Below are 26,634 nucleotides of genomic sequence, written 5' to 3' on the forward strand. Positions count from 1 at the left end.
CGCCGGCTGCCAGAGAATCTTCGATTCTCGCGGCTGGGGCTTCGGAGGTATTCGTGTCGATCGGCAATTTATAAACGAGGACGTACAGCCTCGCGGCTGGGGCTTCGGTGGGCGTGTCGCCGGAAACGACTGTTTCGTATCGAGCGGTCGGGGCTTCGGCGGTGTCGGCTGCGGAGGCGCTCGCGGCGAAAAACTCGACCGCTACTCTGTGGCCGACTTATTGTAGGTGGCCTTCCTCGCGGAGCTGTTCGGCCTCGCTCTTCTCGTAGCGCCACGAGATGTCGGCCTTCTCGTCCTGCCAGTCCCACGGCTCGACGAGGACGATGTCGTCTTCGCGGATCCACACGCGCTTTTGCATCCGGCCGGGGATGCGCGCGGTCCGCTCGGTCCCGTCCGCACAGCGCACTTTGACGCGGTTCGCGCCGAGCATCTCGACGACCTCCGCGAACACCTCGTCGTCGTCGGGCATCCGGAGGTCGTTCCGACCGCTGCCGTCTCCGTTGCTCATGCGTACGCGGCCATACGCACTCGCCGAAATAAAAGGGCCGCTCTCCGTCGGGACCGAAACGGCCCTTTTACTTCACCGGACCGCGGACCCGAGCACATGCGCGACACGCTCGGACTCGAAGGCATCGTCGGCGTCCTCGTCGTCTTCGCCGGAATCGGCATCCTGACCCTCCACGACCCGGTCGTCGCCGGCGCGCTGATGGTGGTTCTGGCCGGCCTCGCGCTGATCGCCAAGGGGCTGGCCGACACGGTCATGCGGTCGTTCGGACTGAAGTGAGTCGGGCGCGGCGTTCACCGTTCTCTCGAAAGAGTCATACTGATCGACCGTCCCTCGTCGGGTATGGTCGAAGTACCCGCCGTCGCGGTCGAACTCGCCGAACTCCTCGTCGTCACGCTGGGTGCCGGCGTCGCGTCCGTGCTCGGCGTCGTGCTCGAACAGTTCGGACTCTCCGCCGTCTCGGGCGGCGACCTCGTGCTCGGCGCGTGGGCCGTCGGGATGGGCCTGATCGCGCTGTACGTCGGCCTCGTCGGGCTCGGCTACGAGCAGGCGATTCCGCGGCTGCGGCGGCTCGCGAGCGGCGAATAGGCGGTCCGACCGTTCCGATAGAACGTCTCTCTCTCCCAGCTATAACTCGCCCTCCGCCGCGAGTTCGCGCACTCGGGCCGCGCGCTCGCGGATCTCCGCCCACTCAGCGTCGTCTTTCCCGTCGACGTGCGAGTACATCAGCCCCATCCGCCCGGTGCCGCGGAGCGTCTCCTCGTTCTCCTTCAGGAAGTCCCAGTAGAGCGCGTTGAACGGACACGCGCCCTCGCCCGTCGTCCGCGAGACGGCGTACGGGCAGTCGGCGCAGTGGTCGCTCATCCGGTTGACGTAGCTCCCCGAGGAGGCGTACGGCTTCGACGAGAGCACGTCCGTGCCGAACGACCCCATCGCGACGACGTTCGGCGTCGTCACCCAGTGGTAGGCGTCGACGAAGCCGAGGTGGAACCACTCGTTCAGGTCGGCGGGGTCCGCGCCGTAGATCAGCGCGAAGTTCGACAGCACCATCAGCCGCTCGATGTGGTGCGCGTAGCCGTACTCGCGGACGTGACCGACCGCCTCGGAGAGACACGCCATGTCGGTCTCGCCGTCCCAGTAGGCCGGCGGGAGCGCTCGCTCCTGTTCCAGCCGGTTCGCGTCGGCCAGTTCCGGCATCGCCTCCCGGTAGACGTGGCGCACGAACTCCCGCCAGCCGATCACCTGCCTGATGAACCCCTCCGCGGCGTTGAGCGGGACCGGGGCGGGGTCGTCGGCCGACGCGTCGGCTCCCCCGTCCTCCGAGCCGCGACCGTCCGTCGCGCCGTCGCCGAACTCGTCGAGCGAGGTCGCTCCGGCGTCCGCGCCGCCGCGCTCCGTCGGGTCGTACCCGCCCGGCTCGACGCCGCGCTCCTCGTAGGCGCGCTCGACCGCCCGCACCGGCTCGTGCGGATCGAGCAGCCCGAGGTTGATCGCCGGCGAGCACAGCGAGTGCGAGCAGAACGGCTCCCCGCCGACCATCGCGTCCTGATACCGGCCGAACGCGGGCAGCCCCTCGCGGACGAACCGGTCGAGCGCCTTCAGCGCGTCCTCGCGGGTGACCGGCCACGCGAACCCGTCGAGCGAGTCGTTCCCCCACGTGTCGAACCGCTCGCGGACCCACGCGTGCGTCTCGCGGGTCAGGTCGTCCGGCTCGAACGTCGGCCGCGCGGGCGGCTCCCAGCCGTCGGGCGGCGTCTCCTGGTTCGCGTCGTCGTAGTTCCACTCCCCGCCGACGGGGTCGCCGTCGTCCATCAGCACGCCCGTCTCCCGGCGGACGTGCCGGTACCAGTTCTCCTGTCGGTAGCTCCGGTCGGCGGCCCCGTCCGGACCGATCTCGGCCTCCTCGCCGCCGGCCCACGACCGCCAGTCGGCCGGGGTCGTCCAGAACAGCTCGTTGTCGACGAGTTCGAGGGTCCCGCCGCGCTCGGCGACCAGTTCGCGGAGCCGGTCGCCGGCCCCGTGGCTCGCGGGGCGCATGAGCCGCAGGTCGGACGCGTCGCCGTCGCCCCCCGTCTCCGCCGAACGCTCCGCGAAGAACTCGTCGAGGCCCTCGCCGAACGACGCGGCCCGCACGTAGGTCACGTCGTGGCCCCGCTCGCGCAACTCGTCGCGGAAGTGCCGCATCGCGGAGAACACTAAGGTTAGCTTGTGCGCGTGGTACGGCTTCCGGTCGGCGAAGCCGTGCGCCTCGATCAGTAGCACGTCGTCGGCGTCGTCGAGGACGTCGAGGTCGGGGTTGAGCTGGTCGCCGAGCAGCCAGCAGGTCGTCCGGTCGCTCACGCCCGATGTACGGGTGCCGGCGTCATAGCTCCGGCGGCGCGTCCGCGCACGGGACCGCTCGCGACGCCCCGTGACCCTCCGGATCGCCGCCGCGCGTAGCTTTTTGTCCCGCCTCGAACTGATCCGCGTATGGAGTACACGACGCTCGGGAACACCGGCACCACCGTCTCGAAGATCTGTCTGGGCTGTATGAGCTTCGGGGACCCCGACTGGCGCGAGTGGGTCCTCGACGAGGAGGCGGGGAAGGAGCTGATCGAGCGCGCGATCGACCTCGGGGTGAACTTCTTCGACACCGCCAACATGTACTCGAACGGCGAGAGCGAGCGCGTCCTCGGCGAGGCGCTCGACGGGTACGACCGCGACGAGTACGTCCTCGCCACGAAGGGGTACTTCCAGATGGACGAGTCGAACCCGAACTCGGGCGGACTCTCGCGGAAGGCGATCGAACAGGAGCTACAGCACAGTCTCGACCGCCTCGGCGTCGACGCGATCGACCTCTATCAGATCCACCGCTGGGATTACGAGACCCCGATCGAGGAGACGCTCGCCGCGCTCGACGACGCCGTGCGGCGCGGCGACGTGCGGTACGTCGGCGCGTCCTCGATGTGGGCCCACCAGTTCGCGGACGCCCTCCGCACCAGCGAGCGCGAAGGGTACGAGCGGTTCGCCACGATGCAGAACCACTACAACCTCGCGTACCGCGAGGAGGAGCGGGAGATGCTCCCGTTATGCGAGAAGGAAGGGATCGGCGTGATGCCGTGGAGTCCGCTCGCCCGCGGCTACCTGACGCGCCCCCACGAGGACGTGGACGCGACGCTCCGCGGCGAGACCGAAGAGCACCTCTACGCGCACCCCTACCGCGAGGGCGGCGGGCTCGCGGTCAACGAGCGCGTCGAGGAACTCGCCGCGGAGAAGGGCGTGAAGATGGCCCAGGTCGCGCTGGCGTGGCTGTTCCACAAGGAGTGGGTCGACACGCCCATCGTCGGCACGACGAGCGTCGAGCACCTCGAGGACGCGGTCGAGGCGCTGGACATCGACCTGTCCGACTCGGACATGGAGTGGCTCGAAGCGCCATACGAGCCCGTCCGCGTCTCCGGCCACGAGTGAGCCGCCGGAGCCCCGACTCGGGCGCGTCGCGCCGCTTATAAACGCACCGTCGCGGACGCCACGACAACCCTTTTCGGCAGCGCCGCCGAACCGTGGCGCATGGCAGACGACGACGCCACAGACGGCGGAGCCGACGAACAGGGCGACGCCCCCGAGGGCGACGACGGCGAGGAGAAGTCCTTCCGCGAGCGCGTCGAGGAGATCCGCGAGCGACGCGAGGAGGAGCGCGAGGAGGGCGACCGCCCCGACCCAGAGGAGATGATGGGCGGCGGCGGCCCGCCGGGGATGGGCGGTGGCGGCGGCGGCAACCCCTTCGCGCAGATGATGTCCGGCATGATGGGCGGCGGCGGCCCCGGCGGCGCGGGCGGCCCGCCCGGCATGGGCGGCGGCCCCGGCGCGCAGGGCGAGCGCGGCGGCCGCGGCGACGACGGCGGCAACGAGGAACTGGTCCGCGAGGTGCGCCAGCTCCGCGACGAGGTCCGCGACGCGACCCGCCAGCTCCAGCGCATCGCGCAGGCGCTCGAAGACGACTGACTGACCCGTCGGCGATTCTCTCTCCGCTTTTCGACCCCCAGAACCCGCGTGTCCGCCGATCGACGGGAGATTACCACCCCGTTCCCGTCGAACCGCGACGTTCGCCCCCGACAGCCGTCGCTTCCGAACCGATCTGAAAAGAACAGCCGCGTCGCCGACCGCTCGTTACCGGCGTCGATCCGGCCCGTCTAACACTCCGACCAGCCGCACGACTCGCACGTCTTACAGCCCTCGGAGTAGTAGAGGTTCATGCCGCCGCAGTCCGGACACTCGGGCGACTCGCCCGCCGCGATGAGCTCCTGCATCGCGTCGTCCGCGCCCGCCGCGTCGTCCTCTGCCGCCGGTCCGGGTCCGCTCGGGGCGTCGGTCGCCGTGGCCGCGTCGACCGCACCGCCGTCGGTCTGGCTCGGGCGGCCCGCGGACTCGCTCGCCGCGCTCTCTTCGACGTCGTCGAGGCTCTGCTGTTGGGGGATCCCCTTGTCGACGTCGTCGTCGAGGTAGCGGCGCAGGGCCGTCCCGATCGCGTCCGGGATCGACTGGATCTGCTCGCCCTTGTCCCACGCGACCTTCGGGCTCCGGGTGCCCTGTAGCTCGTCGACGATCTCCTCGGGGTCGACGCCCGAGCGGAGCGCCGTCGAGATGACCTTCGCGAGCGCCTCCGTGAAGGAGTTGGTGTAGCCGCCGGAATGGCCGATGTTCGCGAACAGCTCGAAGGGCAGCCCCTCGTCGTCCTCGTTGATGGTGACGTACAGCTTGCCGTAGCCGGTCTCGACCCGCTGCGTGACGCCGTTCAGGGAGTCGGGACGCGGACTGCGCTCGCTGTAGTCGATCCGGGGCTGTTCGGTGGCTTCGAGCAGACCGTCGACCTCGGCGTCGATCGCGGTCTGGACGTCCTCGTTGTCGAGGAACGCCTCGACGCCGCCGAAGACCTCGTTGATCTGCTCGACGATGGTCTCCGCGGCCTCGCTCTCGTCGGCGAACTCCGTGTTCTGCGCGCGCGTCGTGAGCACCTGCTTCGAGCGGGTGCCGTCGCGGTAGTAGGTGACGCCCTTCCCGCCGTTCTCGTAGATGTACTCGAAGACCTCCTTCGCGTCGCCGAGCGTGGAGTCGTTCGGCGCGTTGACGGTCTTCGAGATGGCCGAGTCGACGCCCTTCTGACAGGCGACCTGAACGCCGGCGTGGTCCTTCGCCGTGAGGTCGCCGGTGACGACGAACAGCTCGCCGATCGCGTCCGGCACCGTCTCTAAGCCGTCCACGCCGTCGAACTCGTTTTCGGCCATCTGGGCCTGCGCCTCCTGCTTGACGGCCTCGACGTCGATGTCGTTGGCCTCCAGCGTGCGGAGGAAGTAGTCGTCGAACTCGACGAGCATCTCGTCGCCCTGGACGTCGTCGGAGACGTTCTTGTAGTAGGCGACGTTGTAGATGGGCTCACAGCCGCCCGTCGTGTTGCCGATCATCGACGTCGTGCCCGTGGGCGCGATCGTCGTCGTGTTGTGGTTGCGGATCGGGAACCCGTCCGCCCACTCGTCGGCGTCGAGCCCGGTGTAGTGTTCGAACCAGTCGCGGTACTCGGTCGGGTTCGCGTACTTCGAATCGCCCCAGTCGTTGAACGTCCCGCGCTCCTCGGCGAGCTCGTGGGAGGCCAGCTTCGACTCGTGGTTGATGTGAGTCATCAGCTGGCGGGCGATCTCGTTGCCCTCCTCGGAGCCGTAGCGGACGCCGAGCTGGATGTACAGCTGCGCGAGCCCCATGATCCCCAGCCCGATCTTCCGCATGTCGCGGACCTTCTGCTCGATCTGGTCGACCGGGAAGTCGGACATCGTGACGACGTTCTCGAGGAAGCGGGTGCCGTACGCGATCCGGTCGTCGAACTCCTCGAAGTCGATCGCCTCGTCGAGGAAGGCGTCGATCGCGTCGGCGCGCGTCTCGTACTCGTCGCCGTGCTCCTCGGACCAGACGCGCCAGTCGGGCGCGTCGAAGTCGGCGAGCGTCGAGAGGTTGATGTGCCCGAGGTTACACGCCTCGTACTCCTCTAGGGGCTGCTCGCCGCAGGGGTTCGTCGCGAGGATCCGGTGGTCCGGGTTCTCCTCGACGTCGAAGGAGTGCTCCTTGTTGATCCGTTCGAGGTAGACGACGCCCGGCTCGCCGTTCTCGTGGGCCCCCTCGATCATGTCGTCCCAGATCTCGGCGGCCGGGATCGAGAGCTCCTCGCCGACCTCGACGTGCTCGCCGAGCCCGAACATGTCGTACAGCTCCTTCGTCTCCGGCGTCGCGACGTGGGCCTCACCGGTGCGGGGGTTGGTGAAGGTGAACTCCTCGTCGTTCCGCAGCGCGTCCATGAAGTCGTCGGTGACGCCGACGCTGATGTTGAAGTTCGAGAGGTGTCCCTCGACGGCGTTGCGGAGGTGCTCGGGGACCTTCCCGTCCTCGTCGATGAGGTCGCGGGCCTCCTCTAGGGCGTCCGCGAAGGAGTTGTGCGTGAAGTCGTCGGGGTCGTTGAGCCGCAGCGAGTGGGCCAGCGAGACGTCCTTGTTCTTCGCGTGGATGAACTGGATGACGTCCGGGTGCGAGATGCGCATGACGCCCATCTGCGCGCCGCGGCGCGCGCCGCCCTGCGCGATCGTCTCGCACATCTGGTCGAACGTCCGCATGAACGTGATCGGTCCGGAGGCGATGCCGCCGGTCGAGCCGACGGAGTCGCCGTAGGGACGGAGCTGCCAGAAGGCGTACCCCATGCCGCCGCCGGACTGGAACACCTCGGCCGCCTCCTTGGCGGTCTGGTGGATGTCGGTGATGTCGTCGCCGGGGGAGTCGACGAAGCAGGCGGAGAGCTGCTGGAGCTCGTCGCCCGCGTTCATCAGCGTCGGGGAGTTCGGCATGAACGACAGCGACTCCATCCCGTCGCGGAACGTGTCGGCGGTCTCCTCGACGTGCCCGCGCACGCCGTCGGGCAGCTCGGGCACGACGGTCTCGTACGCGAACTTGTTGACGTTGTGCTCCGTCAGCGTCGTCTCGATGTCGTCGTCGGCCGTGACGCCCGCGCCGAAGACCTCCTCGGCGAGCTCGTCGCGCCGCGGATGGTCGGGCTTCAGCTGGTCGGGCGTGACGGTGACGTCGACGCCCTGTCGCTCGGCCTCGAAGACCGCCTCCGCGAGCGCGACGTTGCGCGCGACGCGGTCGAACAGCTCCTCTTGATCTTCGTCCGGTTCCCCGTCCGCGTTCTTCCGGAGGTAGCGCGCGGGCAGAATGTTGTGGTAGGCGTTGCCCGTGAGGCGCTCCTCCATCGTGTCGCCCGTGGTGCGTTTGATCGGCAGTTCGAGGTCGTCCGCGGTGACACCGTCGCTGCTCATTCGACGGTCACCCCGCTGGCTTGGCGTGGGATCTGGATCATTCGTAGTGTTGGTGTACTGGCGAGGCGGGCCCTTGTAGGTTCGGATGTCCGGACCCGACCGGCGTCTACGTGTCCGATTCGATATGTAACGGCTGTGCCGCGCGTCTGACGCTAACTCCGGTACGTCGGCAACGAACGGACTCCGGACACATAAGCGTAGCCAGACCGCGGTGAAACTGATCGTCGCTCGCGGAAAACGCGGGACAGAAGCGGCTTCCCACCGGAACAGAAGGGGGGTTGGCCGTCGGCGATTCTCGGAGTCAGGATGGCCAGTAGCACCGTCTTGATCCCCGAGTCGGCGTGCGTACGTCCGGATTTCCCGCAGTTCTTGTCGCGTACATATCAGATTCCGATAACTGTTGCCGCGGCCCGGTCCCACAAGCTTATGCCCGGCCTCGCCATGGTCCCGGACATGACCGCTTCATCCCTCGCGCTCGCCGGCCTCGCCGTGCCGGCGCAGGCCGCGCTCCTCGGTAGCCAGGTCGGGCAGTTGCTCGTCGCACTGGTCGCCGTCGCGCTCGTCATCGTCGTCGGGAAGTTCGTCCTGAAGCTGGCGTGGCGGCTCGTCACGATCGGCATCGTCGTCGTCGCCGCGTTCTACCTGCTGTCGACGGTCGGACTGATCTGAAAAACGCAGTCAGAAGGCCGGCGAAGCGTTCTACTGGAACGCCGCGCCCGGCTCCGCCTCGGTGCGGTCGACGTCGGACCGCTTGAACTGCTTTTCAATCTCCTCGTAGCGCTCGCGCGTCTCGGGGGTGACGCTGGGGTTCACCTCGCTCAGCGCGTCCTCGAAGTGCTCCATCGTCACGCGGACGTTGCCGACGGACTCGCCGACCTCCTCGCGGGAGACGCTGCCGATGAACTCCCGGGAGGCGTTCATCGAGGCCTCGCGGGCGACCGCTTCGATGTCGGCACCCACGTAGCCGTCGGTCTTGCGGGCCAGCGCGTCGAGGTCGACGTCGTCGGCCAGCGGCTTGTCGCGCGTGTGGACCTCGAAGATCCGGCGGCGCGCCGTCTCGTCGGGGACGGGCACGTGGACGTGCCGGTCCAGCCGACCGGGACGCAGCAGCGCGGAGTCGATGAGGTCGGGCCGGTTCGTCGTCGCGATGACGACCACGTCCTCCAGCGATTCGAGCCCGTCGAGCTCCGTCAGCAGCTGGGAGACGACGCGCTCGCCGACGCCGGAGTCGCCGGAGTTCTTCCCGCGCTCGGTCGCGATCGAGTCGATCTCGTCGAAGAACACGATCGTCGGCGCGTTCTCGCGGGCCTTGCTGAACACCTCGCGGACGCCCTTCTCGGACTCGCCCACGTACTTGTTCAACAGCTCCGGGCCCTTGATCGAGATGAAGTTCGACTCGCTCTCGTTTGCGACGGCCTTCGCGAGCAGGGTCTTCCCCGTGCCCGGCGGGCCGTACATCAGGACGCCCTTCGCGGCCTGCATGTCGAGCTCCTCGAACACCTCGGGGTACTCCAGCGGCCACTGGATCGTCTCGCGGAGCCGCTCTTTGGTGCCTTCGAGACCGCCGACCTGATCCCAGGTGACGTCGGGGACCTCCACGAACACCTCCCGCAGCGCGGAGGGTTCGATCCCCTTGATCGCCTGCTTGAAGTCGTCCTCGGTCACCTGGATGCTGTTCAGCACGTCGGCGTCGATCTCGTCGCTTTCGAGGTCGATCTCCGGGCGGATGCGCCGCAGCGCGTGCATCGCCGACTCCTTCGCGAGCGACTCGAGGTCCGCCCCGACGAAGCCGTGCGTGTTCTCGGCGTACTCGTCCAAGTCGATCCCGTCGGTCAGCGGCATGTTCCGCGTGTGGACCTGAAGGATCTCCTTGCGGCCGTCGCGGTCGGGGACGCCGACCTCGATCTCGCGGTCGAAGCGGCCGCCCCGTCGGAGCGCCTGGTCGATTGCGTCGACGCGGTTCGTCGCCCCGATGACGACGACCTCGCCGCGCTCTTCGAGCCCGTCCATCAGCGAGAGGAGCTGGGCCACGACGCGGCGTTCCACGTCGCCGCCGGCCTCCTCGCGTTTCGGCGCGATGGAGTCCAGCTCGTCCATGAAGATGATCGAGGGCGCGTCCTCCGCGGCCTCCTCGAACACGTCGCGGAGCTGTTCCTCGCTCTCGCCGTAGTACTTCGACATGATCTCCGGGCCGGAGATCGTGTGGAAGTTCGCGTCGATCTCGTTGGCGACGGCCTTCGCGATCAGCGTCTTCCCCGTGCCCGGCGGGCCGTGGAGCAGGACGCCCTTCGGCGGGTCGATGCCGAGCCGTTTGAACAGCTCCGGATGCCGCATCGGCAGCTCGATCATCTCGCGGACCTGTTCGAGCTCGTCGTCGAGCCCGCCGATGTCCTCGTAGGCGACGTCCGGCCCCTCGCCGGTCCCGCCCGCCGCCTCGCCGCGGTCGGCGATCTCCTCGGCGGAGATCTCGGAGATGCTGATCTCCGTCTCGTCGGTGATGACCACCGTGCCGCCGGGGCTGGTCTCCGCGATCTTCATCGGGACCGCCTGCGACTGGCCGCCCATCAGCCCGAAGCCGAGCGACGTGCGGATCGTCTGGCCCTCGGTCACCGGCTGGCCGGAGAGCTTGTCGCGGATGAACGGGGCGATCTGCCCCCGCACCCGCAGCTGGCTGGGGAAGGCGATCGTCACCGCGTCCGCCCGCGAGACGTCCACGTCCTCGACGGTCACGCGGTCGTCGATCCCCACGTCGGCCTCCTGCCGGAGGCGGCCGTCGATGCGGATCACGCCCGTGCCGTCGTCCTCGGGGTAGCCGGGCCAGACGCGGGCGATCGCCGCCCCGTCCGAGCCCTCGACGCGGACGATGTCACCGCCGGAGAGCCCCAGCTCGTCGGCCGCGACGCGGTCGATCGCTGCGAGGCGACGGCCGGCGTCCTTCTGTTTCAGCGGCTTGACGGTGAGCTTCATCGCTCGCCCTCCACGGTGAGAACGCCGTTGTTCACGGCCGCGGACGCGGCCGTTCCGGGCAGTTCGAACTCCGTTTCGACCGGCTCGTCCGGTCCCTCGACGACGACGATCGCCGTCTCGCCGACGGTGTCGATCGCGACGGTCTCGTCGTCGACGCCCAAGTCGGCGGCGACGATCCACCCGTCGTCGTACTCGTACCGGCGCAACAGCGCGCCGTCGCCGGTCGATTGGGTCTGTATGTGATCCATCCTAACTACGAGTTAGTCGCACAGATATATAAACTTGTCGCAGAAAACCGCATGACGTGAGTGTTTCGCCGACGTACCGGTAGTGTAGCGGTTCGGGTCGGATCGACGACGATCCCGGCCCTCGTTCCCGACCCCGCGTCCGCTCCCTCCGGCGTTTATTGCCCTCCGCGTCGAACCGGTCCGCCATGGAACGGCTCCCCCACGACGGCCGCGCGACGGCGTACCGGCGCTTCGACCGCGGCGGCGACGGACCGACGGTCTGTTTCGTCCACGGCAGCGGCGGCACGTTGGACGTCTGGAAGTCGCAGGCGCGGCTCGCCGACCGGTTCCCGGGCGTCGCCGTCGACCTCTCGGGGCACGGGGACAGCGACGACGTCGCGACGCCCGCCGGCCCCGAGACGCTCGACGCGTACGCCGACGACGTGGTCGCGGTCGCCGAGGCGACGGGCGCGACCGTGCTCTGCGGCAACTCGCTGGGCGGCGCGGTCGCGCTGCGGATCGCCTTGGAGCGCGACCTCGCGCTCGACGGGCTCGTCCTCGCTGGCACGGGCGCGAAGCTCGCGGTGGCCGAGCCGCTCCGCGACGCGCTCGCGAGCGACTTCGACCGGGCGGTGTCGACGCTCCACGAACCCGACCGGCTGTTCCACGACGCGCCCGCCGAGTACGTCGAGCTCTCGGAGGCGTCGATGCGGGCGTGCGGTCGCGAGGTGACCGAACGGGACTTCCTGACCTGCCACCGGTTCGACGCGCGGGACCGGCTCGACGCGGTCGACGTCCCGGCGCTCGCGGTCGTCGGCGAACACGACGAACTCACCCCGCCGGCGTACCACGAGTACCTCGCCGACCGGATCCCGGACGGGGAGTGGACCGAACTCCCCGACGCCGCCCACCTCGCGATGCTCGAACGGCCGGCCGCGTTCAACGAGGCGCTCGCGGAGTTCCTCGATCGACTGTAGCTCGGCGAGGGATCGCGGCGCGCGTCCGCCGTCCCGCCCCGCCGCCGGCAACGCTTTTGGGGCGCTCGCGCGTCGCGGACCACATGGTCGACAGCGACGAGCGGGACCCGGACACGGGCGCGTCCGACCCCCCGGAGCCGACGGACGCCGCGGCCCCCGACCACGGGCCCGCCGAACCGGACATCGACGACCTGCTCGCGAAGCTCGACGCGCTCAGCGACACGGTCGACGAGGGCCACGAGCGCGAGAAGGTCCGACAGACCATCTCGCTCGTCGAACGCATGCCGGGGAGCGCCGCGTTCGCCGAGCGGATCACGAAGTACACCTCCCGGGACCTGGCCGAGTCGTTCGTGGGGGCGGTGCTGTTCGCGCTCCCGCTGCTCGTCGAGGGCGGGGTCTTCGAGATCGCGGCGTGGTTCGCGGCGGTCACCGTCGCGGGCGTCCCCGTCCTCCTCCTCGCTCACGTCGGGTTCGTGTTCGTCGCGGTCGCCGGACTCCTCTACTTCGCCGACTTCCGGCAGATCGCGATCCGCCACCCGATCCTCGGGGTCATCCCCCGGCGGTACGCCGGCGTGCTCCTCGTGTCGCTCACCACGTCGACGGTGATGCTGCTGTTCTGGGGCCGCCTCCACGAGGGAGACCCGACGACGCTCGAACGGCTCGGCCGGATCGCGGTCGTCTGGGCCGCGGCCGCGTTCGGCGCGGGGCTCGGCGACATCCTCCCCGGCGAGTCGGAGGGCGAGGACATCGGGCCGCTCGACCTCGACATCGGCGACGAAAGCTGATTCGGGACGACGCCTCCCCCGTTCGCCGACCCTCCTTTCCACAGCTTTTTCGCCGCGGCGACCCTACCAGCGTCCATGTCAGCGCTACGCGACGCGCTCCGGGACCTCCCGGACGCGGTGTTTGCGGACTTACTCGAATCCGACGAGGGGTACGTCCTCGTCATCGACCTCCCGGGCGCGACCGCCGAGACCACCGAGGTCCTCGTCGAGGACGGCCGCATCGAGATCGAGGGCCGCCGCGAGAAGGCGGTCCCCGAGGGGTTCGAGTACGTCCGCGAGGACCGCCCGCTGTTCCTCGACGCGGAGCTCCCGCTCCCGACCGACGCCGACGGCGCGGGCGCGGACGCCGAGATCGACCGCGGCGTCCTCGAGATCTCGCTCCCCAAGCGCGAAAGCGACGTCTCCCGGACCATCCCCGTCGATGACGCGGACGACGAGGGCGACGCCTGACGGGTGGTCACGCTGGTCAACCTTCGCGCCTACTGGCGGTTCGTCGTCGTCCTGCGGCAGTTCTCGCCGCTCATCGTCGCCTACTGGCGTGACAGGCGGCGGTACTTCCTGTTCGGCGGGAGCCGCGAGGTCGACGCCGAGACCCAGCGCGAGCGCGCCGCGGTGCTGCTCGACATCCTGCTCACGCTCGGCCCGACGTTCATCAAACTCGGCCAGATCCTCTCGACTCGGCCCGACATCCTCCCGCCGGCGTACATCGAGGTGCTGGAGGGGTTACAGGACGACGTGCCTCCGGCGTCGTGGGAGGAGTCCCGCGCCGTCCTCGAAGACGAGTTCGGCCCGGTCGACGAGACGTTCGACGACTTCGACCGCGAGCCGATAAGCGGCGCGAGCCTCGGGCAGGTGTACACGGCCCAGTACGAGGGGGACTCCGTCGCGGTGAAGGTCCGCCGTCCCGGCATCGAGTCGCTCGTCGAGGCCGACCTCCGGACGATCCGCTGGTCGATCCCGCTCATCAAGCGGTTCACGGGTGCCGGCCGGGCGTTCTCCTTGGAGAACCTCGCTGACGAGTTCGACAAGACGATCCACGAGGAGATGGACTACGCCCGCGAGCGGACGATGCTCGAAGAGATCCGCGACAACTTCGCGGACGAGGAGCGGATCCGGATCCCGCGCACGTACGAGGCGGTCTCCGGCCCGCGCGTGCTCACCATGGAGTACGTCCCGGGCACGAAGATCAGCGACGTCGACGCGCTCGACGAGGCGGGTCACGACCGGACCGCGATCGCCGAGACGCTCCAGGAGGTGTACCTCCAGATGATCATCGAGGACGGCGTCTTCCACGCCGACCCCCACCCGGGGAACCTCGCGGTCGCGGACGACGGCTCCGTGATCTTCTACGACTTCGGCATGGCGGGCCGGGTCGACCCGTTCATCCAGGAGAAGATCGTCGAGTTCTACGTCGCGGTCGCCAGACAGGACATCGACGCCATCCTCGACACGCTCATCTCGATGGGCACGCTCTCGCCGGAGGCCGACCGAGAGGTGATGGGCAACGTGATGGAGCTGGCCATCGCCGACGCCAGCGGCGAGGACATCGAACAGTACCAGGTGAACCAGATCATCGAGCAGGTGGAGTCGACCATCTACGAGTTCCCGCTGCGGCTCCCCCCGAACCTCGCGTTGGTCCTCCGGGTCGCCACCGTCGTCGAGGGGGTCTGCGTCACGCTCGACCCCGAGTTCGACTTCATCTCGACGGCGACGGACTACCTCCGCGAGGAGGGCTACTACGAGCAGACCGCCCGCGACCTCGCCGAGGACGCCGGCAGGCAGGTGCAAAAGACCACCGAGGCGCTGTTCACGGTCCCGCCGAAGGCCGACGAGTTCCTCGACCGCGCCAACCGCGACGACCTGACGGTCAACGTCGTCTTGGAGGACGACACCGACGTCTTGGAGAAGCTGGCGATGCGGATCGCCTACTCCGTGCTGCTCGCCGTCGGCGTCCTCTCGGCGACGATCCTCTACTCGTTCACCCAGCAGTGGCGGATCGCCTTGGGCATCCTCGCGCTGTCCGCGCCGCTCGCGATCGCCTTGTACCGGTCGTTCCGCACGAAGCGCGGGCTCCGCGCCACGCCGCAGTTCACCAGACAGGGCATGAAGAACCGGCGCGACGACTGACTCAGTCCCGCGCCGACGGCCTCTCGGCCGGCCGGCAGATCCACACGTCCTCCGTGTCCTCGACCGCGTAGCCGCGCGCCTGTAGCCACTCGCGGAGGTCGGCGTCGCCGCCGGTCGCGGAACCGTCGGCCGCGGAGTCGTCCGTCTCGGGGTCGACTCCCGACTCGGGGTCGACTCCCGAGCCCGCGTCGTGAACCTCGACGACGAGCAGCGGGCGGTGGGTTTCGATCGCCGCCGCCGCCCCCCGGAGGACCGCGGCCTCGTGGCCCTCCACGTCGACCTTGATCGCGTCCGGCGGCGGGACGGGGACCCCCTCGGTCGGGTCGGACTCGCCGACCCTCTTGTCCGGTCGGCGACCGCCGACCCCCTCGACGAGGTCGTCGAGCCGCCGGACCGGGACCGACTCCGTGCCCGCGACGCTCGCGCCCCACCTCGTCGCGAGGTCGCGGTCGAACGCGGAGCACTTCGAGAACGTCGACCGGTAGAAGGTCAGCGTCGCGTCCGCGTCCCCGACGCCCGCCCGCCTGAGGTCGATCCGGTCGCCGAGCCCGTTCCGCTCCGCGTTCCGCGCCAGCCGGTCCGCGCTCTCGCCGTTCGGTTCGAACGCGACCACCCGCCGGTCGGTGTCCCGCGCCAGCGGGATCGCGTGTTCGCCGACGTGCGCGCCGGCGTCGAGGATCACCGCGTCGTCCGGCAGGCGGTCGAGCGCGGCGAGCCCGGGGTCGTCGCCGTGGGGGTTCGTCGGCTCGTAGCTCCAGTAGGTCCCGGCGACCGTCCGCTTCGGGGTCGCGACGCCGAGCGCGTACGTCAGGTCCGCGAGGCGGTACAGCGTCCGGAAGCCGAGCCGTTCGGCCCGCGCGGACAGCAGCGGGGCGAGTCCGCTCATCGCGGCGTCACCCTCCGATGACCTGGATCGGCACGAGGAGGAAACAGAGCGCGCCGACGGCGAACGTGGCGACGCCGACGGCGAGCCGCGGCAGTCCCAGTCCGCCCTCGTCGGTCGGGTCCGCCGGGCCGTTGAACGCGATCACCGCCGCGAACACGCCCCAGAACGCCCACAGGCCGACGGACTCGTTCAGGCCGAGACCCCGCCAGAAGTAGAGGTACGCGGCGATCCCGAACAAGACGCCGGGCACGAGCGCCGCGACCGTCTCCTGTCGCGGGCCGAGCATCGCCCGGACCATGTGGCCCCCGTCGAGCTGACCGACCGGCAGGAGGTTCAGGAGGGTGAAGAACATCCCCAGCCACCCGCCGATCACCACCGGGTGGGCGGTGAGCCGCGGGTCGCCGTAGCTCGTCGGCCGGCCGAGCGCGTCGGCGATGAGCCCCAGAAGCGGCGGGTTGTTGAACCGGATCATCGCCCCGGAGGAGGTCGCCAGCTCCGCGGGCACGCGGATCGGATCGAGCGAGAGGCCGATCGCGGTCACCGCAACCGTTGCGACCAGTCCGGCGATGGGGCCGGCCGCGCCGATGTCGAAGAGGACCTTTCGCGACGGCATGCGGCCGCGGATGCGGATGATCGCGCCCAGCGTCCCGAACGGGAAGACGAACGGGATGACGTACGGCAGCGAGACGGGGACGCCGTGGTAGCGCCCGGCGGCGTAGTGGCCGAGTTCGTGGGTCATCAGGACGCCGAGGACGGCGGCGGTGAACGGCCACGCCTGAAGCAGGGACAGCGGGTTCGACTGAATCTCCGAGAGCGGGACGTAGTACCAGCCGTACGCGCCGATGAACAGCGTCGACAGCACGGTCGCCGCGAACATGGCGACGTTCACCCAGGGGATCCCGTCGCTCCCGCGGTCGAACGGCGTCGCGACGACGACGTGGCCGCCCTCGACGGCCTCGACGTCGACCTCGTAGCCCGCCTCCCGGAAGTGCGGGGTCAGCTTCCGCAGCAGCGTCCGCTCCGGGACGTACGACTCGCCGTGGTATCGCACGCGGCCGTCCTCGCGGCGGACCTCGTCGATCCTGAAGAACGTCCGGAGGGGGTCCGGACGCGGCGCGCCGTCGTCGGGCGTCGCCGCGTCCTCGTGGTCTGGCATCGGCACGTCGTAACCGGTCGGCGAGTATAAACCCCGCGTCGGCGGGCAGGGGGACCGGAATCGGACGACCGGAATCGGACGACCGGAGCGGCCGCTCGCGGATTCGAGCGTGTCCGAAAAGCGCGGGCGGGGACCGCGCCGCGGGTCGAGCGCGGCGGGGATCGAACGGGTCGGGTTTGGTCGCGGCGCGAGACCGGATCAGGCGGGCTCGACGCGCCAGGTCGTCGCGCCCGTGTACGACCACTTCTCGACGGTCAGCTCCGTCGCGGAGTCGCGGAGCTTCACCATCAGCGCGCCGATCTCCTTCGGGGAGAGGTCGACGTCCTCGGAGATGAACTTCCCTTTGAAGTACATCTCGCCGTCCTGTGCGCGGTCGAGCAGGTAGTCCTTCAGCCGCTCTTCCTTGCTGCGGTCGTCGTTCGCGCTCGCGTTCGTGGAGGGGTTTGCAGTCGCGCTCATAGTACATCCCACGCTTGCCGCCGGAGGGTGTTATAAAGGTGACACCGTTGGGTGACGTTCAGAGGGTTTCAGGGCGTTTCACCGAGACCGCGCGGCTAAAACGTGTCTGACGGACGTTTTAAAAACGTTTCAAACCGGCTTAGAAATTTTATAAACGGTTCTGAGACCTTTTAATCGGGTCACGACTCCGTCATCGGTTCCGTCGCCGTCGCTCCGTTCGACCGACGGTTTGCGGCAAAAATAACTCCATTCCGACCCCTCTGACCGACCGCGCGCCCCTCGCGCGGCGTCGACCGCGCCGGCGTCCGCACCGTCCGCGCGGGCCTCCGGCTCCCTCAGTCGCGCCGGTGAACCCAGAACGTCTCCGACTCCGTCGCCTCCTTTTTGAATATCGGCACCTCGTCCTTCAGGCGGTCGATCCCGTCCTCGACGGTCCGGAACGCCTCCCGCCGGTGGCCGGCGAGGACGACGACGAACACGATGTCCTCGCCCGCCCCGATCACGCCCGTGCGGTGGTGCATCCGCACGTCGAAGACGCCGTCGCGGTCGGTCAGCTCGTCGGCGATGGCGTCCATCCGCTCGGCGGCGACTCCCTCGTACTTCTCGAAGGCGAGGTGCGTCGTCCGGTCGTCGTCCGGGTCGTCGCGGGCGCGCACGCGACCGGTGAAGGTGGCGATCGCGCCCGACCGGTCCGCGTCCACCGACGCCTCGACGCGCCGCACCAGCGTCTCGCGGGTGATCCACGGCTCCGCGGCGTCGAGGTCGGCGACCAGCCCGTCGAGGTCGACCGCGTCCGGGGCGGGCGCGGTCGCGAGGACGGCCCCCGGCACGCCCTCGGGGTCCGGATCCTCGCCGAGGAGGGCCGCGGGCACCCGCAGCCGCGACTCGCCGACCGCGATCAGGTAGTCGTGGTCGGGGGCGAGTCCGTCAAGCAGGTCGTCGAACCCCTCGATTTCCCCTCTCCCGGTCCAGTGCCCGTCGCCGTCGAACGCGAGCGCGGTGTCGGCCTCGGGGCGCTGTCCGGGGTCGGCGGCCCGGCCGTCGACGACCCCGCCGTCGGCGGTCGCGTCGCCCGAGTCCGGTCGGTCGCCGTCGGCAGCGTCGTCCCGCTCGACGACGGCAACGCGCCCGCCGAGCCGCGCCGCGAGCCGTCGCGCCAGCCTCGGAGCACCGTCCCCGACGATCGATATCGGTCGCATACCCGAGAGCGGGACGCGACCGGCTTAGGCGTTTCCCGGTCGTCTCGGGGCGACGGCCGGGAGGTCGGCGGCTCCCCCGGCGCGACCCGCGCGTCCGGGCTTGACAATCCTTAAGACCGCGACAGGGGTACTCGTCGGCAATGAGAGTCGTCGTTTCTGTCGGCGGAAGCGTCCTCGCGCCGGACCTCGACCCCGAGCGCGTGGCCGCGTACGCCGAGGCGATCGAACGGCTGGTCACCGACGGCTGCGAGGTGGGGGTCGTCGTCGGCGGGGGCGGCGTCGCCCGCGAGTACATCGAGACGGCCCGCGACATCGGGGCCAACGAGGTCGAACTCGACCGGCTCGGCATCGGCACCACTCGGCTCAACGCGCGACTGCTGATCGCGGCGCTCGGCGACCGCGCGAACCTCGCGCCCGCGACCGACTACGAGGAGGCCGGCGCGGCGCTCCGCCGCGGCGAGGCCGCGGTGATGGGGGGCGTCACGCCCGGCCAGACGACCGACGCGGTCGCCGCCGCGTTCGCGGAGTCGGTCGACGCCGACCTGCTCGTGTACGCCACCAGCGCCGACGGCGTGTACGACGCCGACCCCAACGCCGACCCCGACGCGACGCAGTTCGCGTCGCTGTCGCCGGCCGAACTCGTCGATATCGTCCTCCCGATGAGCCGGAACGCGGGGGCCTCCGCGCCCGTCGACCTGCTCGCCGCGAAGCTGATCGACCGGGCGGGGATCCGGTCGATCGTCCTCGACGGGACCGACCCGACCGCCGTCGTCGACGCCGTCCTCCGCGGCGACCACACCGGGACGGACGTGGTGCCGACCGACGGCGACGAACCGAGCTACTGGGCGGGTGAGCGATGAGCGCGGACGACGCCGACCGCGACGGCCCGGCCGACTCCTCGCCCGCCGATTCGCGGCCCGACGACTCGCCGCACATCCTCTCCGAGGAGTCCGCGCTGGACGAGGGAGCGGCGACCGACGACCGGGCGGACGAGATGTTCCGCGCCTTCTGGGCCGATGTCGTCGCCGACGAGATCGAGGCGCGCGAGCCCGACGAGCCGATCGTGATCAAGGGCGGGGTCTCCCCGTCGGGCGTCGCCCACCTCGGGAACTTCAACGAGATCATGCGCGGCTACTTCGTCGCCGAGGTGCTCCGCGACCGCGGCCGCGAGGTCCGCCAGGTGTTCACCTCAGACGACAAGGACCCGCTCCGGAAGGTCCCGCGAAAACTGGCGAACGCGGACGGCGACATCGTCGGGCTCGGCGAGGTCGACGCCGGCGCGCTCGGCCGCAACCTCGGGAAGCCGTACACGTCGATACCGGACCCGTTCGGCGAGTCCGAGTCGTACGCCGCCCACTTCGCCGGCCTGCTGAAGGCCGACGCCGACCGCCTGAACGTCCCCGTCGAGATGCTCTCGAACACCGAACTGTACGCCGACGGCGACTTCGACGACGCGGTCCGGACGGTCCTCGCCGACGTCGACCGCGTCCGCGAGGTGCTCTCCGAGTACCAGGACAAAGTCGACGACGAGTACGTCCCGTTCAATCCCGTCTGCGAGGCGTGCGGGAAGGTCACGGAGACGGTGACGGCGATCGACCTCGACCGTGAGACCGTCGACTACGTCTGTACCGACATGGACGCCGGCGGCAACACCATCGAGGGGTGCGGCCACGAGGGCACCGCGACGTTCCGGGAGGGGAAGCTCCCGTGGCGGCTGGAGTGGCCCGCCCAGTGGGGCGTCCTCGGCGTCGACTTCGAGCCGTTCGGCAAGGACCACGCGGAGGGGTCGTGGCCCTCCGGCGTCGACGTCGCCCGGAACGTGTTCGGCGAGGAGCCGCCCGTGCCGATGGTGTACGAGTGGTTCACGCTCAACGGCGAGGCGTTCTCCTCCTCCGAGGGGAACGTCGTCACGGTCCAGGAGCTGCTGGAACTGCTCGAACCCGAGGTGCTGCGCTTCTTCTTCGCGCTCCACCCGAAGAAGGCCCGCGACCTGAGCGTCGAGCGGCTCGACCAGCTCGTCGACCGCTTTGACCGGTTCGAGCGCGCCTACTTCGGCGAGATCGACGACCCGGACCTGACCGCCTTCGCCGAGCGCGCGTACCCGTTCGTCGTCGGTCGCCCCGACGACCCGCCGACGGAGAGGCCGATCCGGCTTCCGTACACGTTCGCGGCGGTCCTCGGCATGGTCGACGACCCCGACTTCCGCGAGCGCCTCGCCCGTGACGAGGGACACATCCCGGACGACGCGGACGCCGACGCGGTCGACGCCGCGCTCGCCCGCGTGGAGCAGGCCCGGAACTGGGCGGAGCGGACCGGCAACGAGTACGACTACCGGCTCCAGACCGACCTGCCCGCGGTCGAGTTCGACGACGCCGTCGCGGCCGCGCTCGACGACCTCGCAGACTTCGTCGCGGCCGGCCACGACGGCGAGGCGATTCAGGCGGAGATGTACGAGACCGCCCGCGAGCACGACGTCGAGGTGAGCGACTTCTTCGCGGCGGGCTACCGCCTGTTCTTCGACGACACGCAGGGGCCCCGGCTCGGCGAGTTCCTCGGCGAACTGGAGCGCGAGTACGTCGTCGACCGGCTCCGGCGGGAGGCGTAGATGTCCGAGGACCGGTCGCTCGACGACTTCGCCCCGGACGGAGCCGTCGACGACTCCGACGAGACCACGGACGCCGACGCCCCGGACGCCGACGCCCCGGACGCCGACGCCCCGGACGCCGACGCCCCGGACGCCGCTCCCGCGACCGCCACCTCGACGTGGCACGCCGACGGCGCGGCCTGCGACCGGTGCGGCGAGCGCGTCGAGCGCCGCTGGCGCGACGGCGAGGCGTTCGTCTGTGCGGACTGCGCCGCGTGGTGACCGCCCCGCCGTTCCGGCGTCGGGCGGTTAAAGCTTAAGTCGTCGGCCGTAGATGCGTCCCGTACGAGAATATTCACTTGAATATAAATTAAATACAAATGAAATGTATATCGGAATTCGTCTACGGCCGGTCGGCGACCGCACTCACGGCAGCGTACCTCAGTGTCGGAGCGCTGTGCGCGGTCGCGGCCGACCTCGCGGTCGCCGCCGCGACCGGGACCGCGACCGCGTGGACGCCGACGCGTCTCGTCGGCGACTGGCTGCTGATCGTCGGCTCCGGCGGCGTCCTCTACGGGGCGGTCACCTACCACCGCCGCCGGGCGGAGGTCGCCCGTCGGGACCTCGAGACCTCCAACCAGCAGCTACAAGTGTTGAGCCGGGTGTTCCGTCACAACGTCCGGAACGACCTCAACGTGATCCGCGGGTACGCGGACCTCCTCGGCGACCGGATCGACGACGACCGCAGCGAGGAGTACGTCGCGACGATCCGGGAGACGACCGACGACGTCGTCGCGATCAGCGAGAAGCTCCGGGTGATCGAGGACGCGTCGCCCGAGCGACCCGACGGTCGGGTCAACCTCGTCGACGCGGTTCGCGAGGCGGTCGGAACCGTCGACGCCGCCGACGCCTCGGTCACCGTCGAGGGCCCCTCGGAGGCGTGGATCCGGGCGGACGACTCCGTCGCCTTCCCGATCCGCGAGGTGTTCGAGAACGCGGTCACGCACAACGACGCGTCGACCCGACGCGTGGACGCGACGATCCGCGACGACGGGGCGACGACGTGCCTGGAGGTCACCGACAACGGCCCGGGCATCCCCTCGGACGAACGCGCCGTGTTACAGGCCGAAGAGGAGACGGCGCTCTCGCACGCGAGCAGCATCGGGCTGTGGCTCGTCAAGTGGATGTGCGAGACGCAGGGCGGCACCGTCCGGTTCGAGGCGGACGACGACGGCACCACGGTCCGGCTCCGCTTCGAGTCGACGGCCCCGCCCGCTACTCCAACTCGGTGATCGTCACGGCGTACACCGCGCCGCAGTTGCCGCACTCCACGTGAACCCCGCGGCTGGTCTCTCCGCGGGTAAACTCGGAGATCTCCTCCGAACACGAGCACTCGAACTGTACCTTCATTGGCTCCACTCCGTTCTTCTCGTATTTAAAAGAAACCGATACGGAATCAGCGGCGAGAACCGGCGACCGCGTCGGCGCGGCACGGGGGACCGACCGGCGGATCCGGCGCGACCGCGCTCAGTCGTCGTCGACGATCACTTCGACCGGCCCGTCGTCGTCCTCGGGCGCGTCCTCGTCGAGGCCGCCCGAACCCCCGGACTGCTGTTGCTGGTAGTACAGTCCGCCCGCGACCGCCAGGACGATCCACGACCGCCAGTTGGCGAGGTTGAGCGTGTAGCCGATGCCGAACGGCTTCTCGACGAGCATCCCCTTGTCGGGCTGCCAGTACGACGAGAGGAGCCGTCCGAGGCTCGGCCGCTCGAAGTTGTACGGAATGCCGAGAATCTCTCCCGACGACTGTTTGTCTGCCATACGACGCACTCTGTCGGCCGGCACCATAAATCGTGGCGCAACCGGTCTCGGGTCGCGCCGCGCGGCGCGGTCGCCGTCAGCGGTACCGCCCGCGGTCGGCGACGTCTCGGAGCCGACCGAGGACCTCGGGGTCGCCGACGGACTCGTACCCCGCCTCGAACGCCGCGATCAGCGGGTCAGGGTCGGCCGCGGTCGCCCGGATCGACCCCTCGAACACGTGGAGGTCCATCGCGTGGTCCTCGACGTGTCCCGTGTGGTAGCCGAGTCCGAAGTCGATGAGGTACGTCTCCGGCGTCCCCTCCGCGGTCCCATCCGATCTCGCGCCGTCCCGACCGTCCGGCGACACCCGGACGTTCCGGGTGGTCGGGTCGCCGTGGACCATCCCCGCGCGGTGGAGCCGCGCGAGGTGGCGGCCGACGCGCTCCGTCCAGCGCTCTTCGAGGGCGGCCGCGAGGTCTCGTTCGCCGACGTGCTGGAGGCTCAGCGTCGTGGTCGCGAGGTCGACGTCGTACACGAGCGGCGTCGGGACGCCCGCGCGCCGCGCCTCGCTCGTCAGCCGGGCCTCCGCGACGGTCCGGTCGCGCCTGAGCGTCCGGTCCAGCGCCGGGTATCGGTACGACTTCGCCACCCGCCGCTTGGTCACACGGCGGCCGTCGCCCGTTCCAGTAACCGTGACGGTCGCCTCCGCGCCGCGGCGGTCGACCGTCTCCGCCTCCGCCGCCTCCGCGCTTGTCTTCCCTGCGCCCGTCGCCCCCGCGCCCGTCGACTCTCCGCTACTGGGGACCCGCGCGACGGACTCGCCAGCCCGCCACGTCACCGGCACCTGATCCGGCCGGAAGTTCGGGTCGACCGCAGACTCGGCGACCGGGAGGGTGTCGCCCGCGGCGGCCATCTTCGCGCCAAGCACGGCGATCATCCCCGCGTTGTCCCGGAGGAAGCGCGGCTCCGGGGCGAAGAAGTCCGCGCCGCGGGCCTCGCACATCGCGGCCAGCATCTCCCGCAGGCGGTCGTTCTGCGCGACGCCGCCGCCCAACACCAGCTCGTCCGCGCCCGTCAGCGACAGCGCGCGCTCCGACACCTCCGCGAGCATCGCGAACACGTGTTCCTGAAGCGAAAAGCAGATCCGCTCCACGGCGACCCCGTCGTCCGCGGCGTCGTTGGCGGCCGAGCTGATCCCGGAAAACGAGAAGTCCATTCCCTTGACGACGTACGGGAGATCGAGGAGATCGGCGGGCGCTCCGGCCTCTCCGCCCCCGGCCTCGCTCGCGTCCGCGGCGAACTCCTTCGCGGCCGCCTCGACCTTCGGGCCACCCGGGTGGCTCCACCCGACGTGGCGGGTGAACTTGTCTATCGCGTTGCCAACGCCCGCGTCCATCGTCTCGCCGAGCACGCGGTAGCGCCCGTCGTGGTAGCCGAGCAGGTGGGCGTTCGCCCCCGAGGCGTTCAGGCACACCGGGTTGTCGAACCCCGACTGATGACGACCGATCTCCAGGTGCGCCACCATGTGGTTGACGCCGACGAGCGGCACGTCGAGCGTCCCGGCCAGCGACCGCGCCGCGGTCCCGACGATCCGGAGACAGGGACCGAGCCCCGGCCCGCGCGAGAACGCGACCGCGTCGACCGCGTCCGGACCGTGTTCCGCCTCGGCCGCCGTGAGGACCCGGTCGACGACCTCCGGGATCGCCTCGGACATGTGCTCGGCGGCCTCGCGCGGGTGAATGCCGCCGCTGTCCGGCTCGTAGGGGTCGGATTCGATGAGAACTGAATCGGCCTCGGCGTCGTACAGCGCGGCGCTCGCGCACCACGCGGTACCTTCGATGCCGAGAACGCGCATCCGGCGGGCGTTAGGCTTCCTCGGCGTCCGCCTCTTCGTCGCCGATCTTGTTGCGTTCGAGCATGTGCTCCTGTTCGACGTCTAAGGCGTCGGCGGCCGAGTCGTACACCTTCGCGTAGCCGATCGTCTTGCGCATGCCGAACTTCGTGTCGAGCTCGTGGACGACGACTTCCTCGGAGTCTTTGTCCAGCTTGGCCGCGAGCGAGTCGCGGACCGACAGCCGCGAGGGGGTCGCCTCCTCGTGCGTCGTCTCGAAACGGATGTCCGTGCGGTGCAGCATCGGGTTCTCCTCCTCGGAGATGATATCGACGTCCATGGTTCAGTTAAGCGTATATCCCCTCGAAAGCTGTAAAAGGATTTCGAAGCGGGGGTGTCGCCGCCGAACTGCCCGCCGACCGTCGACCGAGCGCACGGTTCGGCGTCAGGGTTTCAGTCCTCCGTCCCCTGTGTCCCATTACCACGCGGATGTCTGACGACGACGCCCGATTCGACCCGGCGGACCGCTCGCAGTACGACCTCGTCCGAGCGGCGAATATCATCGTCCCGCTGTCGCCGATCCGGAAGGCCCGGATCTGCGGCGTCGTCGCGCTGCTCGGCGCGCTCGCGGCCCCGCTCGTCGCGACCCTGCCCGCGGCCGTCCGGGAGGCGGGCTTCGGCGGCCCGCCGGCGACGACGCCGCTCGGCGTCGCGGCGGTCGTGCTGGCCGGGACCGTCGCGGCCGGCGGCGCGGGCCTCGGCCTCGTCGCGCTCCAGCGCCGCCTCGCCCGCGGTCCCGAGCCGACCGACGCAGACGTCTGGACGCTCCTCGCCGCGGAGGACGCGCTCACGGGCGTCGGGTTCGTCACCGGCGGGCTCGGCGTCGGCGTCGGTCTCGCGCTGCTGGCGAGCGGTCACTGGGGGGTCGAAACGCTCGACGGACTCCGGGAAAACGGGATCGAGCCGTACCTCGCGGTGTCGACGGTTCCGGTGACGCCCCGACTGACGAGCGCGGTCGCGCTCGCGGTCGGTCTCGCCGTCCTCGGTGCGACGGTCGCCGTCGACCGCGAGTGAGTGCCGTCTGTCCGACGGCGGCCTACGCTCCCCCGGCGGCGTCGTCGCCCGAAGCGCCGCCGTCGCTCGAACCGCCGTCCCCGCCGTCCGCGTCGGTCCCGCCGACCCCGTCCGGATCGACGCCGAGGATCTCGTACGCGGCCGCCGTGTCACCCGCCAACCCATCGAACAGCTCCCTCGCCCGCCGGCGGGTCTCGGGCGTGACCGCGACGCGGACCATCCCCTCCCCGGGCTGGCCGTAGACGACGGTGGAGCCGAGCGGTGCCGCGAGCATCGCCGGCAGCGCCGCCAGGTCCTCCTCGCCGGCCACCTCGATCGTCACGGGGTCGGCGGCCGCGAGCGCCTCGGCGAGCGCGTCGAGCAGCGCGGTCGACAGCGCCGCCGCCGGGTTCTCGACGGTCGTCCGTCGCCCCTCTGTCTCGGCGAGCGCGGACGCTATCTCCTCGCGGACCGCCTCGCGCTCGGTCTTCCCGTCGACGAACGCCACGTCCGGCGCGCGACCGGCTTCCCGGAGGTGGTAGGTGACCACGTCGCCGACCGCGATCAGTCGGGGGCGACCCGTCCCCGCGGAGCCGTGCCGCTCGCGGGTCTCGTCGGCGGCCTTTAGCAGGGCGCTGGCGTCGGTCGTCACCGGTCCCAGCGGCTCTTTGAACGCGTCGCGAAGCGACTTGGGCAGCGTGAGAAGGGGGTCAGGCGAGTCGGTCATCGGGTTCCGTCGGCGGCCGC

At 70.1% G+C, this 26,634-nt stretch carries 29 protein-coding genes; 15 read left to right on the forward strand and 14 right to left on the reverse strand.

Annotation, left to right across the window (positions count from 1 at the left end; genetic code table 11):
• Positions 1 to 226: hypothetical protein (locus C472_RS17670; protein ID WP_206536581.1), on the forward strand; the 226-nt coding region annotated here is incomplete at its 5' end.
• On the opposite strand, the gene eif1A is transcribed toward C472_RS17670, so the two are convergent.
• Positions 218 to 508 carry a translation initiation factor eIF-1A gene (eif1A, locus tag C472_RS12525; RefSeq protein WP_006630209.1) on the reverse strand — a complete coding sequence of 97 codons (291 nt, stop codon included), beginning with the start codon at positions 506 to 508 and terminating at the stop codon, positions 218 to 220. The genes C472_RS17670 and eif1A overlap by 9 nt on opposite strands.
• 96 nt (positions 509 to 604) lie before the next feature.
• On the opposite strand from eif1A, the gene C472_RS12530 reads away from it, so the two are divergent.
• Together C472_RS12530 and C472_RS12535 are read left to right on the forward strand one after the other, a co-directional pair.
• Entirely contained in the window at positions 605 to 784 is a 180-nt protein-coding gene (locus tag C472_RS12530; RefSeq protein ID WP_006630210.1) for a DUF7470 family protein, read from the forward strand.
• A gap of 63 nt (positions 785 to 847) precedes the next feature.
• Positions 848 to 1,093, forward strand: coding sequence for a hypothetical protein (locus C472_RS12535; RefSeq protein WP_006630211.1), 246 nt, complete (start codon positions 848 to 850; stop codon positions 1,091 to 1,093).
• 39 nt (positions 1,094 to 1,132) lie between these two features.
• Here C472_RS12535 and C472_RS12540 read toward each other — a convergent pair whose 3' ends face one another.
• Positions 1,133 to 2,845, reverse strand: a complete 1,713-nt coding sequence (locus tag C472_RS12540) for a cryptochrome/photolyase family protein (RefSeq protein ID WP_006630212.1) — start codon at positions 2,843 to 2,845, stop codon at positions 1,133 to 1,135.
• A 129-nt stretch (positions 2,846 to 2,974) separates the two neighbouring features.
• On the opposite strand from C472_RS12540, the gene C472_RS12545 reads away from it, so the two are divergent.
• Together C472_RS12545 and C472_RS12550 are read left to right on the forward strand one after the other, a co-directional pair.
• Positions 2,975 to 3,952, forward strand: a complete 978-nt coding sequence (locus C472_RS12545; RefSeq protein WP_006630213.1) for an aldo/keto reductase — start codon at positions 2,975 to 2,977, stop codon at positions 3,950 to 3,952.
• Positions 3,953 to 4,051: 99 nt separating this feature from the next.
• Positions 4,052 to 4,486 (forward strand): hypothetical protein, encoded by a 435-nt coding sequence (locus C472_RS12550; protein WP_006630214.1) that lies wholly within the window; start codon positions 4,052 to 4,054, stop codon positions 4,484 to 4,486.
• 188 nt (positions 4,487 to 4,674) lie between these two features.
• Here the strand turns inward: C472_RS12550 and C472_RS12555 are convergent, their stop codons facing one another.
• Positions 4,675 to 7,836, reverse strand: coding sequence for an adenosylcobalamin-dependent ribonucleoside-diphosphate reductase (locus tag C472_RS12555; protein ID WP_006630215.1), 3,162 nt, complete (start codon positions 7,834 to 7,836; stop codon positions 4,675 to 4,677).
• A 426-nt stretch (positions 7,837 to 8,262) separates the two neighbouring features.
• On the opposite strand from C472_RS12555, the gene C472_RS12560 reads away from it, so the two are divergent.
• A complete protein-coding gene (locus C472_RS12560) occupies positions 8,263 to 8,505 on the forward strand; it encodes a hypothetical protein (protein WP_049906626.1) in 243 nt (80 codons plus the stop codon).
• 30 nt (positions 8,506 to 8,535) lie between these two features.
• Here the strand turns inward: C472_RS12560 and C472_RS12565 are convergent, their stop codons facing one another.
• The gene (locus tag C472_RS12565) at positions 8,536 to 10,803 is read right to left on the reverse strand and encodes a CDC48 family AAA ATPase (RefSeq protein ID WP_006630217.1); all 2,268 of its coding nucleotides are present in this window, start codon (positions 10,801 to 10,803) and stop codon (positions 8,536 to 8,538) included.
• Positions 10,800 to 11,051 carry an Hsp20/alpha crystallin family protein gene (locus tag C472_RS12570; RefSeq protein ID WP_006630218.1) on the reverse strand — a complete coding sequence of 84 codons (252 nt, stop codon included), beginning with the start codon at positions 11,049 to 11,051 and terminating at the stop codon, positions 10,800 to 10,802. Before C472_RS12570 ends, C472_RS12565 begins: the two co-directional genes overlap by 4 nt.
• Positions 11,052 to 11,236: 185 nt before the next feature.
• Here C472_RS12570 and C472_RS12575 point away from each other — a divergent pair, with 185 nt between their 5' ends.
• The 4 genes from C472_RS12575 to C472_RS12590 all read left to right on the forward strand — a co-directional run bounded on the left by C472_RS12575 (position 11,237) and on the right by C472_RS12590 (position 14,919).
• The gene (locus tag C472_RS12575; RefSeq protein ID WP_006630219.1) at positions 11,237 to 12,007 is read left to right on the forward strand and encodes an alpha/beta fold hydrolase; all 771 of its coding nucleotides are present in this window, start codon (positions 11,237 to 11,239) and stop codon (positions 12,005 to 12,007) included.
• A gap of 83 nt (positions 12,008 to 12,090) precedes the next feature.
• Positions 12,091 to 12,792 carry a DUF2391 family protein gene (locus tag C472_RS12580; protein WP_006630220.1) on the forward strand — a complete coding sequence of 234 codons (702 nt, stop codon included), beginning with the start codon at positions 12,091 to 12,093 and terminating at the stop codon, positions 12,790 to 12,792.
• A gap of 75 nt (positions 12,793 to 12,867) precedes the next feature.
• The gene (locus C472_RS12585; protein ID WP_006630221.1) at positions 12,868 to 13,242 is read left to right on the forward strand and encodes an Hsp20/alpha crystallin family protein; all 375 of its coding nucleotides are present in this window, start codon (positions 12,868 to 12,870) and stop codon (positions 13,240 to 13,242) included.
• Positions 13,243 to 13,245: 3 nt separating this feature from the next.
• On the forward strand, positions 13,246 to 14,919 hold the full coding sequence (locus tag C472_RS12590) for an ABC1 kinase family protein (RefSeq protein ID WP_006630222.1): 1,674 nt from the start codon (positions 13,246 to 13,248) through the stop codon (positions 14,917 to 14,919).
• A 1-nt stretch (position 14,920) separates the two neighbouring features.
• Here C472_RS12590 and C472_RS12595 read toward each other — a convergent pair whose 3' ends face one another.
• The 4 genes from C472_RS12595 to C472_RS12610 form a co-directional block, all read right to left on the reverse strand.
• A complete protein-coding gene (locus C472_RS12595) occupies positions 14,921 to 15,805 on the reverse strand; it encodes an FkbM family methyltransferase (protein WP_006630223.1) in 885 nt (294 codons plus the stop codon).
• Between the two features lie 7 nt (positions 15,806 to 15,812).
• Complete coding sequence (locus C472_RS12600) at positions 15,813 to 16,961, reverse strand: site-2 protease family protein (RefSeq protein WP_006630224.1); 1,149 nt, start codon at positions 16,959 to 16,961, stop codon at positions 15,813 to 15,815.
• Positions 16,962 to 17,159: 198 nt separating this feature from the next.
• Entirely contained in the window at positions 17,160 to 17,420 is a 261-nt protein-coding gene (locus tag C472_RS12605; RefSeq protein WP_006630225.1) for a DUF7123 family protein, read from the reverse strand.
• A gap of 335 nt (positions 17,421 to 17,755) precedes the next feature.
• Positions 17,756 to 18,619 carry a molybdopterin synthase gene (locus C472_RS12610; protein WP_006630226.1) on the reverse strand — a complete coding sequence of 288 codons (864 nt, stop codon included), beginning with the start codon at positions 18,617 to 18,619 and terminating at the stop codon, positions 17,756 to 17,758.
• A 140-nt stretch (positions 18,620 to 18,759) separates the two neighbouring features.
• Here C472_RS12610 and pyrH point away from each other — a divergent pair, with 140 nt between their 5' ends.
• From pyrH to C472_RS12630, 4 genes are all read left to right on the forward strand, one after another.
• Entirely contained in the window at positions 18,760 to 19,479 is a 720-nt protein-coding gene (gene pyrH, locus C472_RS12615) for a UMP kinase (RefSeq protein ID WP_006630227.1), read from the forward strand.
• A complete protein-coding gene (gene lysS / locus C472_RS12620) occupies positions 19,476 to 21,224 on the forward strand; it encodes a lysine--tRNA ligase (RefSeq protein ID WP_006630228.1) in 1,749 nt (582 codons plus the stop codon). Before pyrH ends, lysS begins: the two co-directional genes overlap by 4 nt.
• Positions 21,225 to 21,485: a DUF7573 domain-containing protein gene (locus tag C472_RS17385; protein WP_006630229.1), complete on the forward strand. Its 261-nt coding sequence runs from the start codon at positions 21,225 to 21,227 to the stop codon at positions 21,483 to 21,485.
• 98 nt (positions 21,486 to 21,583) lie between these two features.
• On the forward strand, positions 21,584 to 22,495 hold the full coding sequence (locus C472_RS12630) for a sensor histidine kinase (RefSeq protein ID WP_006630230.1): 912 nt from the start codon (positions 21,584 to 21,586) through the stop codon (positions 22,493 to 22,495).
• Here C472_RS12630 and C472_RS18035 read toward each other — a convergent pair.
• From C472_RS18035 to C472_RS12645, 4 genes are all read right to left on the reverse strand, one after another.
• Positions 22,479 to 22,613, reverse strand: coding sequence for a hypothetical protein (locus C472_RS18035; RefSeq protein ID WP_004597316.1), 135 nt, complete (start codon positions 22,611 to 22,613; stop codon positions 22,479 to 22,481). The genes C472_RS12630 and C472_RS18035 overlap by 17 nt on opposite strands.
• Before the next feature lie 117 nt (positions 22,614 to 22,730).
• On the reverse strand, positions 22,731 to 23,024 hold the full coding sequence (locus tag C472_RS12635; RefSeq protein WP_006630231.1) for a DUF5808 domain-containing protein: 294 nt from the start codon (positions 23,022 to 23,024) through the stop codon (positions 22,731 to 22,733).
• 76 nt (positions 23,025 to 23,100) lie between these two features.
• Positions 23,101 to 24,858 carry a bifunctional N(6)-L-threonylcarbamoyladenine synthase/serine/threonine protein kinase gene (locus tag C472_RS12640; protein WP_006630232.1) on the reverse strand — a complete coding sequence of 586 codons (1,758 nt, stop codon included), beginning with the start codon at positions 24,856 to 24,858 and terminating at the stop codon, positions 23,101 to 23,103.
• A gap of 10 nt (positions 24,859 to 24,868) precedes the next feature.
• Positions 24,869 to 25,174, reverse strand: coding sequence for a 30S ribosomal protein S24e (locus tag C472_RS12645; protein ID WP_006630233.1), 306 nt, complete (start codon positions 25,172 to 25,174; stop codon positions 24,869 to 24,871).
• Between the two features lie 149 nt (positions 25,175 to 25,323).
• On the opposite strand from C472_RS12645, the gene C472_RS12650 reads away from it, so the two are divergent.
• Complete coding sequence (locus C472_RS12650) at positions 25,324 to 25,908, forward strand: hypothetical protein (RefSeq protein WP_006630234.1); 585 nt, start codon at positions 25,324 to 25,326, stop codon at positions 25,906 to 25,908.
• 22 nt (positions 25,909 to 25,930) lie between these two features.
• On the opposite strand, the gene C472_RS12655 is transcribed toward C472_RS12650, so the two are convergent.
• Positions 25,931 to 26,614, reverse strand: a complete 684-nt coding sequence (locus C472_RS12655; protein ID WP_006630235.1) for a GTP-dependent dephospho-CoA kinase family protein — start codon at positions 26,612 to 26,614, stop codon at positions 25,931 to 25,933.
• Positions 26,615 to 26,634: the final 20 nt, after the last annotated feature.

The organism is Halorubrum tebenquichense DSM 14210 (assembly GCF_000337415.1).
Taxonomy (GTDB): Archaea; Halobacteriota; Halobacteria; order Halobacteriales; family Haloferacaceae; genus Halorubrum; species Halorubrum tebenquichense.